Source organism: Aerococcus sp. UMB7834 (genome assembly GCF_030215145.1).
In the GTDB taxonomy this organism is placed as follows: Bacteria; Bacillota; Bacilli; order Lactobacillales; family Aerococcaceae; genus Aerococcus.
Window position 1 is genome coordinate 51,078 of record NZ_JASOLI010000003.1, and the last position, 13,556, is coordinate 64,633.

General features: G+C 48.8%; 12 protein-coding genes. 11 read left to right on the plus strand and 1 reads right to left on the minus strand.

Annotated elements, in window-relative coordinates:
• Positions 1 to 22 precede the first annotated feature (22 nt).
• From QP339_RS02970 to ftcD, 7 genes are all read left to right on the plus strand, one after another.
• On the plus strand, positions 23 to 844 hold the full coding sequence (locus QP339_RS02970) for a phosphate/phosphite/phosphonate ABC transporter substrate-binding protein (RefSeq protein WP_284910354.1): 822 nt from the start codon (positions 23 to 25) through the stop codon (positions 842 to 844).
• Positions 845 to 917: 73 nt separating this feature from the next.
• Positions 918 to 2,084 carry a cobalamin-independent methionine synthase II family protein gene (locus QP339_RS02975; RefSeq protein WP_284910355.1) on the plus strand — a complete coding sequence of 389 codons (1,167 nt, stop codon included), beginning with the start codon at positions 918 to 920 and terminating at the stop codon, positions 2,082 to 2,084.
• Positions 2,074 to 2,547: an OsmC family protein gene (locus tag QP339_RS02980; RefSeq protein ID WP_284910356.1), complete on the plus strand. Its 474-nt coding sequence runs from the start codon at positions 2,074 to 2,076 to the stop codon at positions 2,545 to 2,547. Before QP339_RS02975 ends, QP339_RS02980 begins: the two co-directional genes overlap by 11 nt.
• A 14-nt stretch (positions 2,548 to 2,561) precedes the next feature.
• Positions 2,562 to 3,005 (plus strand): hypothetical protein, encoded by a 444-nt coding sequence (locus tag QP339_RS02985; protein ID WP_284910357.1) that lies wholly within the window; start codon positions 2,562 to 2,564, stop codon positions 3,003 to 3,005.
• Positions 3,006 to 3,018: 13 nt separating this feature from the next.
• Positions 3,019 to 3,948: a homocysteine S-methyltransferase gene (mmuM, locus tag QP339_RS02990; protein WP_284910358.1), complete on the plus strand. Its 930-nt coding sequence runs from the start codon at positions 3,019 to 3,021 to the stop codon at positions 3,946 to 3,948.
• On the plus strand, positions 3,945 to 4,361 hold the full coding sequence (locus tag QP339_RS02995; protein ID WP_284910359.1) for a hypothetical protein: 417 nt from the start codon (positions 3,945 to 3,947) through the stop codon (positions 4,359 to 4,361). Before mmuM ends, QP339_RS02995 begins: the two co-directional genes overlap by 4 nt.
• A 301-nt stretch (positions 4,362 to 4,662) precedes the next feature.
• The gene (gene ftcD, locus QP339_RS03000) at positions 4,663 to 5,574 is read left to right on the plus strand and encodes a glutamate formimidoyltransferase (RefSeq protein WP_284910360.1); all 912 of its coding nucleotides are present in this window, start codon (positions 4,663 to 4,665) and stop codon (positions 5,572 to 5,574) included.
• A gap of 319 nt (positions 5,575 to 5,893) precedes the next feature.
• Here ftcD and QP339_RS03005 read toward each other — a convergent pair whose 3' ends face one another.
• Positions 5,894 to 7,195, minus strand: a complete 1,302-nt coding sequence (locus tag QP339_RS03005; protein WP_284910361.1) for a GntP family permease — start codon at positions 7,193 to 7,195, stop codon at positions 5,894 to 5,896.
• 94 nt (positions 7,196 to 7,289) lie between these two features.
• Between QP339_RS03005 and QP339_RS03010 the strand changes: the two genes are divergently transcribed.
• From QP339_RS03010 to QP339_RS03025, 4 genes are all read left to right on the plus strand, one after another.
• Positions 7,290 to 8,438, plus strand: a complete 1,149-nt coding sequence (locus QP339_RS03010; protein WP_284910362.1) for a glycerate kinase — start codon at positions 7,290 to 7,292, stop codon at positions 8,436 to 8,438.
• Between the two features lie 289 nt (positions 8,439 to 8,727).
• A complete protein-coding gene (locus tag QP339_RS03015) occupies positions 8,728 to 9,339 on the plus strand; it encodes an NADPH-dependent FMN reductase (protein ID WP_070620494.1) in 612 nt (203 codons plus the stop codon).
• A gap of 14 nt (positions 9,340 to 9,353) precedes the next feature.
• Positions 9,354 to 11,768, plus strand: coding sequence for a flavocytochrome c (locus QP339_RS03020; RefSeq protein ID WP_284910363.1), 2,415 nt, complete (start codon positions 9,354 to 9,356; stop codon positions 11,766 to 11,768).
• A gap of 333 nt (positions 11,769 to 12,101) precedes the next feature.
• Complete coding sequence (locus QP339_RS03025; protein WP_284910364.1) at positions 12,102 to 13,430, plus strand: GntP family permease; 1,329 nt, start codon at positions 12,102 to 12,104, stop codon at positions 13,428 to 13,430.
• The last annotated feature ends 126 nt before the right edge of the window (positions 13,431 to 13,556 follow it).

Here is a 13,556-nt window from a genome sequence, read left to right on the forward strand (position 1 = left end):
AAGACCTATGGAGGTAGATAAAATGACAAAAACATTAAAAGTTGGCGCCGTAATTTACGACCCTAAGATTACAGTAATTTGGGATATGATCCGTCAGTTCATCGAAGACAAGAACCAAGGCATCTTGATTGAGCCAGTTTTTTACGATGACTACCGTCACCAAATTGATGACCTCGTGAAAAAAGAAATTGATGTGGCTTGGAATTCACCTCTCGCTAATCGTGAAGCGGAATTACGGACAGATGGCAAAGTCAAATATGGCTTAATGCGGGATACCGATCGCGATTTACATACCGTATTGGTTACCAAGAAGGGATCCGGCATTGAGTCTGTAGCTGATCTAAAGGGCAAAAAAGTTGCCTTTGGTGCTATCGATTCACCCCAAGCTCGCTTAATTCCTATCCAATACCTACGAGAAAACGGTTTGGAATTTGGCCAGGACTATGAAGAAGTTCGCTATGATATTGGTGTTGGACTGGACGGCGACCACACAGGCGGCGAATTAGATGCCATTAAATCCGTTGAAGCAGGAGAAAATATTGCAGGTTTCGCGATTGCGCCTAACTTTGAAGCCTGGGTTAAGGATGGGACCGTGGATGGCAGCCAATTAGAAGTTGTTGGTCAAACGCCTTCCTTCGACCACTGCATCTTTACCGCCCACGAAGAGGTTGCGGATGAAGACTTACAAGCCTTCTCTGACGTTCTAGCCACTATGGACTATAGCAAGGAAAGAGATAAAGAAATCCTTGACTTAGAAGGGCTCAAGGAATGGTTACCAGGCCGTACCAGCAACTTTGAAGAAATTCGTCAGGCTGTCGATTATATGAACTTCTTTGATAAGTAAAGGATAAGCGGAATGAAAAGAGGCTTAGGCAGCAGGGCCTGAGCCTTTTTTATTAGAAAGGAAGGGTGTGTAGATGTACGAGATTTCTTTAATGGGGTCAATGCCTCGTAGCAAGGAAATTCTAAAAGCTTGGCGGGATCTGGCTAAGGAAAGGGTCTCTCAGGCAGACTATCAGCAATTAATCCAGCAGGAGACGGCAAAAGTCGTCGCCTTACAAGAACAATATGATGTGGACTATATCACTAGCGGAGAACTTGGACGGGATAACTATGTCTCCTTCATTGCTGAGGCCCTAGAAGGGGTGGAGATGCTCTCCATGAGTGACATGCTTCCCTACATTGAGGATAAGAAGGCTTACGAAGATATGCTAGAAGTCTTGGATGTTCCAAGTAATAGTATTAAGAACGCCATTTGTGTTGGGAAGGTTAAACGTAAGCACAGCATGGTCGGAGAAGAGTTGGAGGCGCTCCATCGCTTAACAGATTGTAAGAAGAAAATTACCCTCCCAGGCCCTTATCTGGTCACCCGGTCCATGTGGCTGAAAGGCCTATCTGACCGCTATTATGCCAGTAAGGAAGATTTGGCAGAGGATGTGATCCAGGTTTTCGCTGAAGAGATTGCTGACCTGCAAGCCGTGGGGGTAGACGTGATTCAATTTGATGAACCTGTCTTGACAGAAGTCGTTTTCTCTCCTGGTCATACCCGAACATTTATGTGTGCCTCGTTATCGGAGAAGAAGGACCCTACTGAGGAGTTGGAGTTCGCTAAGATGCTGCTTACGCGCGTCTTTGAGACGGTTGACCGGAGCCAGTCCCGGCTGGGTCTCCATGTCTGCCGGGGTAATTGGAGCCGGGACGAAAGCATTCTCTTGTCTGGCTCCTATACCCCGCTTCTGGACCTCTTTAAGACGGTTCAGGCCGATATCTACTATCTGGAATATTCAACGGACCGGGCAGGAGAGATTGACTCCTTGTTTGCAGATCCTGAACTCTTTAAGCAAGCGACTCTGGGCTTGGGGGTCATGAACCCCCGCCAGGATGAAGTAGAAGATAAAGCGACTATTAAAGACCGGGTGGCGGAAGTTCGTCAGTATTTACCTGCCCAGCAGATTGCACTCAATCCAGATTGTGGCTTTGCGACTTTTGCCAAGAAGCCTGTCAATGATTTCAGTCACATTGAAGCTAAATTGGCTAGACTAAAAGAAGTAAAAGGTGAATTGCGAGCTGAATATGATGAATAGAAGAGTAGATGAAGCGAGCGTTTTTGAACTAAGTATGCGTGGGACCTGTCCGGACTTGAAAGAAGTCAAGTTATACACCGATCGTAAGGCTCTAGAAGCCGAGCAAGTGGTTTCTTTTGATAATGAATTTGAAGGCTTCTCAAGCGTGTCTTATTTCTTATCGAGTTTATTGTCATCCGTTATCCTAACAACAATTCGTGAATTGAAAGAAGAGGGTATTGAATTAGATGAGATTGAGGGCTTGGTTCATGCGCAATTGACCAACCCTCTAAGATTAATTCCTGTACGAGGCTATCAAGAGCCGAGCGATCTAACTGCTATTACCATCAAGCTTTTCTACTATGCAGATGGTGATCCTGCAATCATCAATCAAAAGATTCGCCAGGCCCAAGCCTATAATCCCATCTATCGCTTAGTCGACAAAGCCAGCCCGATTCATTTAGAGGTGGAATGGGTTCTATAAGAAAGGGGAACACAATGAAACGAAGCTATGCCTTGGATCCAGCTTGGTTGGGTCCGGCTCTGATTAAGACCAGTATACCTTATCTCTTGAGTCTGCTGACTTTTATCACAATATTTTTTCGCGGGGCCGATGCTGTTTTAGATAATCTTTTTCTCTTTAATTGCCTGGCACTAGTGATGACGGCTTTTGTTTTGTGGACGGACTACCAGATCATGACCCACATGAACCATATCCAAGTCAGGGCAGCGGGTCTGCTGTATTTGATTATCTCTGGCTTGTATGTTTTAAGTTTCCAAGTTTTTTACGACATGATGCTGACAGTTACCATCTCTGTGGGACATTTTATCTTTTTTGATGCCATGTATAATCTGAGCTTTTGTGCCTTATTTATCGTGGCCTTTAAGATATCTGGACTTTACTTAATCGATCTATTTACACAGATTCGTGACCGCTACTAAGGAGGAGAGACTGATGAATTTTGAAGAATTTTTAGCACAAGAGGATGTTGTGATTTTGGATGGCGGGATGTCAACTGCCCTTGAAGAGGAAGGACTTACCATGTCCAACCCGATCTGGAATGCGATTGGCCTAGTCGCTGCGCCTAAGCTGGTCGGCGAGGCCCACCGTAAGTTCTTTGATGCTGGCGCCAATGTGGTGGTGACCAATACCTATTTCTGCTCATCATGGATCTTTAAGGACATGGGTTTTACTGTTGAGGAGAGCCAGGATTATTTGCGTTTGGCCTGCCAAATCGCTCGGAAAGCGCGTGAAGTATCGACAGGCAAGCAGGCAAAATTTATTGCTGGTGGGGTTTCCTGCTACGGGGTCCAATATTCGAACTTATCCGAATATACAGGGGCCTATGACCAGCCGGATGACGAGTATTATGCCCACCACAAAGAGCGCTTCGATATTTTTGAGGAAGAGGGGGTAGACCTGCTAGCTATTGAAACTATTCCGAACTATCGCGAGTCCTTGGTCCTCCTCGACTTGTTGCGAGAATATCCTGACCTTAAAGCCTATTTCTCAAGCACCTTATCGGATCCCTATCATTTAGGGGATGGACATCCCTATGCTGACTTGCAGAAGAAACTCGAGGCCCACCCTCAAATTATTGCTTATGGGACCAACTGCGTAAAACCTGACCTGGTTCGTCCTTACCTAGAAAAAGTCAGCCAAACAGCCAGCAAGCCCCTTCTAGCCTATCCCAATGGCTTTGGTGCCTATGATCCTGTGATCAAAGAATTTACCGGGGACATGGTTGACTTCAAAACGCTCTTTAAGGAAGAAGCGGAAAGCTGGCGTCAGTTAGGCTGCCGCTTGATTGGCGGATGCTGCGGGAGTGATGCCGCCGATATCCGTGTTCTAGCAGAAATCTTTCATGGGGAGGGAGACGCGTGAAAAAGAATGACCTCAACCGCGCCCTAGCCCTTACCCTAGCTCTCTTCTTACTGGCTGCCCTTTCTTGCGGTCTCAGCTACCTCCACCAGGTCCAAGCTTTAGAAGCGTCCTGGATTGGTTATGTCTTCCCCATCATGACCTCGGTTTTTATTGTAGTGACGGATGTTTATATGATGATTAAGAGCAATCAAATCATCCGCAAGAAAGCAGGTACCCTCTACCTGGGCCTGGGAAGTGTGGTGGTTATCGGCTTTCAAGTCATGTGTGACCTTCTCCTGCAGAATCCAACGGGCAACTGGCAACGTTTACTCTTTGATGCCATGTTCAATATCAGTTTCTGCATGCTTTTTATTATTACCTTCAATTTTGCGGATATTTATACCCTGAAATTAACCCGGACCATGGCGGAATAGGGGAGTTTCTTGGTTGAGCCATTTGCAGTCAAAGAGCTTAAAATTGCAGTGAATGATCATTGCCTGCAGTAAAAGCTCCTAAATATGCAGTGAATGATGATGGCCTGCAGTCAATAGCCTTAATTGCGCATTGAGTTAGGCTGGCTTGCACTTGCTCCCACTAAAGGTAAAGCTTATCAGCTTGCAGTCAACCCCTTAAAACATGCAGTGAATGATCTTGGCTAAGCTTTGAAGCTCCCAGCCAGCTTTTTCCATCGCTTTATGGTAAAGTGAGGGAAATCACAAGAAAGGGTGGCAGATTATGGGAGACTTGTTTGAAGCGGTGCCAAATTTTTCTGAGGGGCGTGACCAGGAAGTGGTGGAGGCCCTCGCTCAAGAGGCCAGGTCAGTAGCGGGGGTAGTCCTGCTCGATTATTCAGCTGACGTTGACCACCACCGGTCCGTCTTTACCTTAATGGGGACGGGCCCCCAATTGATCGAAGCACTGATCAAGATGACGACTGTCGCAGTGGAGAAGATTGATCTCACCCAGCACCAGGGTGAGCACCCGCGCATGGGAGCCTTGGATGTTTGTCCCTTCATTCCCCTGGGCCAGACCACTATGGACCAGGCGTGTCGGATGGCCGAAGCCCTGGCTGAGCGTCTAGCAGCTGACTTTGACTTGCCAGTGATGCTCTATGGAGAGGCAGCTAGCCAGCCTTCCCGCCACCGGGTGGCTGATATCCGCCGGGGCGGCTTCGAAGGCTTGGCTGATAAACTTGCTGATTCGGCTTGGCAGGTAGACTACGGACCCCAAGCCCCACATCCTAGCGCAGGGATGACTGCTGTGGGTGCGCGTCCAGCTATGGTCGCTTTCAACGTGAACCTAGCCACGGATCGTTTGGAAGTGGCTAAGGCTATTGCCAAAAAAGTCCGAGGTTCGAGTGGCGGCTTTCCTGCCTGTCAGGCTTTGGGTATGGCCCTAACTGACCGCGACTTGGTTCAAGTCTCCATGAATATCTTGGACTTGGACAGCCTGTCCCTCTATCGGATCCTAGAAACGGTCCGCATGGAAGCAGCCCGCTATGGGGTGGCTGTACTTGAAACAGAGCTTATCGGCCTAGCCCCAGCCCAGGCCCTTTATAGCAGTGCAGCCTATTATCTCCAATTAGCTGACTTCGATCCGAAAGCCCAGGTCCTCGAAGAAAAACTTCGCCAGGCTAAAGCAGACTAAAATAAAAAAACGTATCCTTCCAGTGCTTGGAGACCTAGGAACTAGCCCAAGCGGAAACTGGGGATACGTTTTTTATTTTTAATGTGACTGATCAAATTGTGGTGGGGTTATCTGCTAGCTGTGCTCAGAGTTTTTGAGCACAAATCGGCAGTTGCTATTTGCTTTCAGGGCTCTCGAAAGCTAAGTGCTCTTGCTCGCACCCTATAGTCGGGTTCGGTCGCGCAGAAGTGGCTCCTCTTCACAAAGATTCTTCGAAGGCTTGCAGCCTTCTATGGCTCTTTGCTCCAGAGGTCCACTCCTAGCCGTGCTCCCTCACACCCTAAGTGGTTATGAGGTAGGCTAGGATGGCAAGTAGAGTGGCGCTGGCTCCGATAGTAGCTTCGTAGCGGATGAGGGTCATTCGTTGGCGGAAGTTCAGATGGACACTACCGGCTGTCGCATGGAAGAAAGAACCGTGGGGGAGAGAGTCCAAGACGGTAGCCCCAGCATGGAGCATAGCACCGGCTGGCAGAGGAGAAACTTGAGCGGCAATCAGACTAGGAGCAAAGCTTTGGCTGGCGATGCTGGCCCCTGCCGTGGTTGAGGCTGTAGCAGCTCCCATGAAGAGACCAGATAAGGGGGCGAGGAGAAAGGCTGGCAATTGGAGGTATTGGAGGAGCTGACTGAGATCGCTTTGGAGCTGGGAAGCGGTGATAATGCCAGCGACAGTCCCAGTCCCAATCAAGAGCAAGCAAACGTCTTTGACTTGGTCCAGACCAAATTGACAGTAGCTAATAAGCTGTTGACCTTGTCGGCAGGCCAATAAAGTGACCAGTCCACCTAGGGGCAGGGCAAGGATCGGATCAATGCTGAAACCGGCCAAGGGGCGCAGGGCCAATAAAACCACCACTGTGAGGGGGCCGAGGAGGGCAGCCAGTAAGGTCGGACCTTGGTCGCTATTAGGGTTTTCAGAGGTCTGTCCTCCCTGTTTAGCGGTGGCTTCTGGCTCAGAAGCTTGCTCAGTGGGAAGACTTGACTTTTCGCGCTTGCGGTTGAGGCTTTGAGCTAAGAGGAGGGTTACTAGGCCAGCCACTAGGGTAGGAATGAGATTTTGTAGGATGAGCCGGCTAAGGTCCACATCGAAGCTAGCCGCAACAGCCAAGGTGTTAGGGTTGGGGGAGATGAGGTTTCCGGCCTTGCCCCCGCCGATCATGGCGAGGAGGGTGGCTTCTCTGCTGATCTGGCTCTGCTGGCAGATGGCTAAGGCAATGGGGGCGACAGTAATCACAGTGATGTCAATGAAAACGCCGATGCTACAAATTAAGAGGCTAGCGAGGATTAGGGCAGCTAGCGCACGTTTTTGCCCGAGGCCTTTGACAATAGCCTGAGCAATGCGATGGGCAGAGCCGGTCTGAACGAGACAGCCCACCAGTACACCCGAGGCTAGGATACGGAGGATGGCGCTCATCATGGAGGAAGCACCATCGACCATTGTTGTTATAGCCTGGCTCAGACTAGCACCCCCTAAGAGGGCACCAACTAAGGCACCGACCATGAGGGCATAGGGGGCAGGGAGTTTTTTGAGGATGAGCAAGAGAGCGATAAGGAGGGCAGCTAAGGCGCCAAAACTAGAAATAAACATGGTATAGGCCTCCAATCTAGGGCTTAGGACTCGAAATATAATGTAAGGGCTTTTATAATTAGGATACCATAGACTGACTATAGGAGGTAATGATATGAAAATTATTCTTGCACCTGATTCCTTTAAGGAGGCCTTAACAGCCCAAGAAGTCTGTCAGGCGATGGCAGCTGGAATTCATCGCGCCTGCCCAGAAGCAAAAATCCAGGCCCTCCCCATGGCGGATGGGGGTGAAGGAACGGTTCAGGCTCTCTTAGCGGCCCGCGGAGGGAGCTTGGAGAGGTCCTGGGTAACTGGCCCCCAAGCTAGGCAAAAAGTCCAGGCAGCATGGGGGCGTCTGGCGGACGGGGAGACAGCTGTAATTGAAATGGCAGCCGCTTCAGGTTTGGAACTGTTAGGGCGAGCTGAACGCAATCCCTGGCACACAACAACTTATGGCACGGGTGAATTGATCCAAGCAGCCCTGGATGCAGCTTGCCATAAAATTATCTTAGGGATTGGCGGTAGCGCGACCAATGATGCTGGCGTGGGGATGGCCATGGCCCTTGGTGGCCGCTTCCTCGATGACCAGGGGCAGTCGATTGGATGGGGTGGCGGGGCTTTAGCCGATCTTGCTCAGATTGACCTCAGTCATTTGGATCCCCGGCTCAAGCATACAGAAATTCTGGTCGCTTCCGATGTGACCAATCCCTTAGTGGGGGACCAGGGGGCAGCGGCGATTTTTGGTCCGCAGAAGGGGGCAGATCCTACCATGGTAGCAGCCCTTGACCGCCATCTGAACCAGCTCGCTGCCTGTGCGATGAGAGACTTGAGCCTCGACTGGGACATGGCCCACTACCCAGGAGGCGGCGCCGCTGGGGGCCTGGGAGCTGGCTTAAAGGCCTTTCTTGGCGCCCAGATCCAGTCCGGTATTGACCTAGTCATTGCCGAAAGCCAGCTCGCCTATCATTGCCAAGATGCCGACTATCTCTTGACGGGCGAAGGCTCCTTAGATGGTCAAAGTGTCTTCGGTAAGACACCCCAGGGCGTGGCTCAGATCGGACGGGCGGCTGGCGTCCCAGTGATTGCCCTAGCTGGCCGAATCGGACCAGGGGCGCAGGCCCTCTATGATGAAGGGGTCCAGGCGCTCTTTGCTATTGGCCAGGAACCAAGTTCTTTAGAGACTGCCTTGATCGAGACCGAGAGAAATCTTGAAGGTACTTGTGAGAACATTATGCGTTTGCTCATGACTCTAACTAGTAAATGATATACAAAGAATGTTTTTATCCTGAAAAATCCCAAGCATATTAAATTAAAATTTCATCATAGCATGCTCAGAAACAATAAACTTTGATATTAGCCTTTTCACAAACTTTTAGGATAGGGATAGGGAGATAGGATTTAGCCAGGAAGTGAGAATTTGCAGGAGATTAAGCTAGAGGAATGAGAAAATGAAGAGAAAAGCGCTTCCTTGATTATTGCTTAACTTTTCACATAGGGATCTATTAATGGTAATCTGAAGGTGAATCTATGACTAAAAAATGGAGGTTATTCGAATGAAGCTTGCAGCGATTGTAGGGACCAATTCCGACCGGTCCACAAATCGAAAGTTGTTACAGTTTATGGCCAAGCATTTCAGCGACCAAGCTGAGATTGAAGTTCTAGAAATTGCCGACTGTCCTGCCTTTAACGAACCTAAGGATAAGACAGCACCTGCTCCTATCCAAGACTTAGCGGATAAGATTGAGGCAGCAGACGGAGTGATTATTTCAACACCAGAATATGACCACTCGATTACCGCAGCCTTGAAGAGCGTATTAGAATGGTTCTCTTACAGTGTCCAACCCTTAATTGATAAGCCTGTTATGATTACCGGTGCTTCTCTCGGCTCGCTCGGTTCTTCCCGTGCCCAAGCTCACCTGCGCCAAATCCTGGATGCACCAGAAATCCAAGCACGCGTGATGCCTAGTTCAGAATTCTTGCTGGGACGTTCTGGGGATGCTTTTGACAGTGAAGGGAAGCTAGTGTATGAAGACAAAGTGACAGAATTAGAAGATGTCTTCGAAGAATTCCTACACTTTGTGGATATTACCCAGAAGTTAACGAGTGAACAGAAGACACGTCGGGCTAAGAAAGAAAGCTTTTCTTGGAAAGATATTGTAGACTAGGGAGGAGATAAGCAATGAAATTTGTTGGAATTGTCGGGACCAATGCCGAGTTCTCCTATAACCGGATGTTGCTCGAATTCATGGCCGATTACTATGAAGAAGATACGATCGAGGTCTTGGATATCGACCGGGTGCCCATGTTTAATGAGACCAAGGACCAGACCGATGCCGCGCCTATCCAAGAACTCAAAGAGAAGATTGAAGCGGCAGATGGGGTCATTATTGCAACCCCAGAGCATAACCACTCCATTCCTTCAGCCTTGAAGAGTGTGATTGAATGGTTGTCTTATAAGATCCATCCTCTAGATGGCAAGCCTGTTATGATTGTCGGGGCTTCTTACAGTGTACAAGGCTCTTCACGCTCACAATTACACCTCCGCCAGATCTTAGATGCACCTGGGGTAAATGCGATTGTTATGCCAGGGAATGAATTCTTACTGGGACGGGCCCACGAAGCCTTCGATGAAGACGGAAAATTAAAAGACAAACGCACGGTTCAATTCTTGTCATCCTGCTTCCGTAAGTTCAAACGTTTCACTGAAGTGGCTGAGATCTTAAACCAACCCGAAGAAGTGAGCTTCAAGCCAGGGGACTACCATGTTTCCGCAGTGGGCCATAACGGCGACTTGCCTATGGTGGTGACCTTCTCAGAGGACCGGATTGAAGCCATTGATATCGATACGGAAGGCGAAACAGAAGGGATTGCTGACCTGGTCTTCACTCGTCTACCAGAAGAAATTATCGATGGGCAAACCTTGAATGTGGACGTCGTCTCTGGGGCTTCTGTTACCTCTAACGGCGTGGTTGACGGGGTAGCGGATGCGGTTTACCAAGCCGGCTCTGACCCAGAAATCTTGAAGAAACGGCCTAAAGTTAGCGAAAGCATGCAACTCGATCCGATTGAAAAAACAGTGGATGTAGCGGTTATCGGTTCTGGTGGGGCTGGCTTAGCAGCAGCAGTAGCTGCCTTAGACAAGGGAGCCTCTGCCTTAGTTCTTGAGAAATTCCCTGTTATCGGTGGGAATACGGTCCGGACAGGGGGACAAATTAATGCAGCCGACCCTGAATGGCAACATCAATTCAAGGCGATCCACGGCGAACGTGCTACCCTAGAGAAGATCTATAACACTCCTGAAGAGGAGATTGCAGAAGAATACCGGGAAGATTTCCGCGCTCTCAAAGAAGAACTCGACCAATACTTCAAGGATCTTGATGAAGGTAAGAGCTATCTCTTTGATTCCATCCACCTCCATACCATCCAAACTTATATTGGCGGGAAACGGATGGACCTAGACGGTAATGAAATCCATTCCGATATCGAATTGATCCACTATCTGACGAAGAATGCCCTGCCAACCATTGACTGGCTCAAAGAGAAAGGTGTTTCTTTTGACGAACATATGGTAGCCGAACCTGTTGGCGCACTCTGGCGTCGGGCCCGGGAACCTCAAGCCTCTGAAGGCTTCGGATATATTGATCCATTGACCACTTATATCGAAGAACATGGTGGCGAAATTATGACCGACACCAAGGCTGACCGCTTCATCGTAGAAGATGGTAAGATCGTTGGGATTCAAGCGACAGGCCGCTATGACCAAAAAGTTACGATCCATGTGAATAAGGGGGTTGTCATTGCTACAGGTGGCTTCGGTGCCAATATCGAAATGATTAAGAAGTATGATAACTACTGGGGCAACCTACCAGAAAGCATCCCAACCACCAACTCACCAGCCTTAACGGGTGATGGAATTGAAATGGGTCAAGAAGTCGGCGCAGATGTTGTTGGCATGGGCTTTGTTCAATTAATGCCGTCAGCTGACCCTATTACAGGTAATATCTTCAGCGGGATCGACTGCCCACCATCAGACTTTATCTTCGTGAATAAAGAAGGGAAACGCTTCGTTGACGAATATGCCTCCCGTGACGTTCTAGCTAAGGCGCTCTTTGACCAAGGTGGCGTGATCTATAATATCTCGGATGCTGAGATTGCCAAGACACGTTTCAACTCAACTGATGAACAATTGGCTAATGATGTTAAGAAAGGCGCCTGCTTCAAGGCGGATACCCTGGAAGACTTGGCTAAGCAACTAGACATCGATCATGAAGTCTTCGTGAAGACGATTGAAGACTACAACTCCTATGTGGACCAAGGCTATGATGAAGAATTCCAAAAAGGTGCCTTCAACCATAAAGTCATTGTGCCACCATTCTATGCTACCCCAAGAAGCCCTGCAACCCACCATACCATGGGCGGGCTTAAGATTGACGCTCAAACGCGCGTCCTCAACACAGAAGGCCAAGCCATCCAAGGCCTCTATGCTGCAGGGGAAGTTGCAGGCGGCGTCCACGCCGGTAACCGCCTAGGCGGCAATGCCCTCGCCGACATCTTCGTCTTCGGCAAACTCGCCGGAGAAAACGCAGCTGAATAAAAGGGTGTGAGGCTTGGCGGTTAACTTTCATTCACTGGAGCAAGTCGCCAGAGCAGTCTGTAAGACTGCGCCGGAGACTTGTGAAGTGACATGAAAGTTGCCAAGACGAACCCAACTAATAAAAGGGTGAGAGGCTTGGCGGTTAACTTTCATTCACTGGAGCAAGTCGCCAGAGCAGTCTGCAAGACTGCGCCGGAGACTTGTGAAGTGACATGAAAGTTGCCAAGACGAACCCAAGTCCACCCAAGAAACCAGCAGTGGCCGGCCTTCAGCCGGCTTGCTGGTATTTTCTTAGCACTGATAACATTTCAAACAATAGAAGGAAGATGAATAATGGAAATCGTTGGTATTTTAGGCCTGGCCTTAGCCATAATGGCAATTATTTACCTCTCCTTTAAGGGACTCAATATTGTGGTCGCTGCCCCTCTAGCAGCTATCATCGTAATCGTCTGCAATCAGATGAACTTCTTTGAGGCCTTAACAGGATCAGAAAATTCCTATATGGCAGGTCTAGCAGGCTTCTTGATTAAGAATTTTGCTATCTTTTTACTGGGGGCCATGCTCGGCCAATACATGGACCGTTCTGGAGCCACCCAGCGGATTGCGGAAGTCCTCTTAGAGAAGATTGGGACGGATAGCCCCTTCCGCGTTCTTATCGCTTTAACAATTATCGGTAGTGTCCTAACTTTCGGTGGGATTTCAATCTTCGTGGTCTTCTTCACGCTGATCCCTCTAGCTCGGCCTATCTTTAAGAAGTTAGATATTAACTGGGAATTGGTCTCTATCCCTCTCTTCCTCGGGGCGGGGACCTATACCATGTCAATGATCCCGGGGACACCTTCTGTTCAGAATGCCATCCCCACAACAGAACTCGGCACGACTCTGACAGCTGCTCCACTCTTAGGGATTGCAGCGACCATTACGATCCTGATATTTGGGCTCTGGTATATGAAACACGAATTAGATAAGAGTATAAAGAAAGGGGAAAACTTCTACAGCTACCTCGATGGTAAGCCAGTTCCAAAAGAAGACCAAGAGGCGGTGAGTGACCAAGAGAAGCCAGGCTTTATGGTAAGTATCCTGCCCCTTCTTCTCCTGATTGTCCTTATCCTGGTCTTCAGTAAGGTGCCTAATATTATCTTAATTGCCTTAACAGTAGCCATCCTCTGCTGCGCCTTCCTCTTCCGCAAGTATCTGCCAGACCAAAAAGATGTCCTCAACAAAGGGGCATCTGGGGCAGTCGGTTCCTCCTTTGGGGCCGCTTCAGCGGTTGCTTTTGGGGCTGTCTTGACCAGTGCACCAACTTTTGCGGTGGTCCAAGAGGCCTTGGTCAATATGCCAGGACCTGCCTTAGTGACCCTGGGTGTCATTACGGCCCTCCTATCTGGGGTAATGGCCGCTTCCGGTGCAATCGGTACAGTAGTTTCCCAATTTGCCCAACCTTATTTAGAAATGGGTATTCCAGCAGCTGTAATCCACCGGGTAGTTGTTATCGGTGGGGGCGTACTGACTGTTGTTCCCCAATCTGGGGCGGTCATTGCCTTCAATAGTATCTCAGGTTTAGATTTCAAGCATGGCTTCAAGCAAGCTTTCATTGTCAGCAACGGGGGCTTCCTCTTGGCCTTAATTGTGACCTTGATTCTAGCTGGTGTGCTCTATTAATAAGCAAAATAGCCTATATCCAAGCAGGGATTTTCTCAGTAACTGGGAGAATCCCTGCTTTTTTAACAGCTATATCTCATAAATGACAGTTTGGTAACAAAGAAAGCCTTTTATTAATAAAATTGT

Excerpts from the sequence above, each read along its gene's own strand:
- QP339_RS02980 (WP_284910356.1), top strand. The coding sequence starts at position 2,074 with ATGATGAATAGAAGAGTAGATGAAGCGAGCGTTTTTGAACTAAGTATG.
- QP339_RS02985 (WP_284910357.1), top strand. The coding sequence starts at position 2,562 with ATGAAACGAAGCTATGCCTTGGATCCAGCTTGGTTGGGTCCGGCTCTG.
- QP339_RS03020 (WP_284910363.1), top strand. The coding sequence starts at position 9,354 with ATGAAATTTGTTGGAATTGTCGGGACCAATGCCGAGTTCTCCTATAAC.
- ftcD (WP_284910360.1), top strand. The coding sequence starts at position 4,663 with ATGGGAGACTTGTTTGAAGCGGTGCCAAATTTTTCTGAGGGGCGTGAC.
- QP339_RS03015 (WP_070620494.1), top strand. The coding sequence starts at position 8,728 with ATGAAGCTTGCAGCGATTGTAGGGACCAATTCCGACCGGTCCACAAAT.
- QP339_RS02970 (WP_284910354.1), top strand. The coding sequence starts at position 23 with ATGACAAAAACATTAAAAGTTGGCGCCGTAATTTACGACCCTAAGATT.
- mmuM (WP_284910358.1), top strand. The coding sequence starts at position 3,019 with ATGAATTTTGAAGAATTTTTAGCACAAGAGGATGTTGTGATTTTGGAT.
- QP339_RS03010 (WP_284910362.1), top strand. The coding sequence starts at position 7,290 with ATGAAAATTATTCTTGCACCTGATTCCTTTAAGGAGGCCTTAACAGCC.
- QP339_RS02975 (WP_284910355.1), top strand. The coding sequence starts at position 918 with ATGTACGAGATTTCTTTAATGGGGTCAATGCCTCGTAGCAAGGAAATT.
- QP339_RS03005 (WP_284910361.1), bottom strand. The coding sequence starts at position 7,195 with ATGTTTATTTCTAGTTTTGGCGCCTTAGCTGCCCTCCTTATCGCTCTC.
- QP339_RS03025 (WP_284910364.1), top strand. The coding sequence starts at position 12,102 with ATGGAAATCGTTGGTATTTTAGGCCTGGCCTTAGCCATAATGGCAATT.